Source organism: Ancylomarina longa, from assembly GCF_003996985.1.
In the GTDB taxonomy this organism is placed as follows: domain Bacteria; phylum Bacteroidota; class Bacteroidia; order Bacteroidales; family Marinifilaceae; genus Ancylomarina_A; species Ancylomarina_A longa.
The window spans coordinates 1-429 of sequence record NZ_RJJX01000157.1 but is presented as its reverse complement, the minus strand read 5'-3'; the positions used below and the strand labels follow the sequence as shown (position 1 = coordinate 429).

1 protein-coding gene is annotated in these 429 nt (G+C 34.0%); it reads left to right on the top strand.

The window, feature by feature from the left end:
• Positions 1 to 102 precede the first annotated feature (102 nt).
• Positions 103 to 324, top strand: a complete 222-nt coding sequence (locus DLK05_RS19130; RefSeq protein WP_209319952.1) for an ATP-dependent Clp protease proteolytic subunit — start codon at positions 103 to 105, stop codon at positions 322 to 324.
• Positions 325 to 429: the final 105 nt, after the last annotated feature.

Below are 429 nucleotides of genomic sequence, written 5' to 3'. Positions count from 1 at the left end.
GTACGGTTGTTCAATTCTATCTTTTTTTTTTCTTTTTATTTTATTCTTTTGTTTTCACCTCATCATGCAAGATAGAGGAACCATTTATTTATCATCAGGGTAATGATCCATCAACCCGCTAGTTCGTTTTATGAGGCACAAACGGGAGAATTTATCTTGGAAGCGGAAGAATTACTTAAACTTCGCGAAACCATCACAAGGGTTTATGTACAAAGAACGGGCAAACCCTTATGGGTTGTATCCGAAGATATGGAAAGGGATGTTTTTATGTCAGCAACAGAAGCCCAAGCTCATGGAATTGTTGATCTTGTAGCGGTTGAATGAAAATAGCAGGGATTTCGCACAAATCTGTGATTTGATTTTATTGAGATTTTATTTATATTCTTACCGCGTTTAATATTCTTTTAATATTCTATTAAATATAAATAG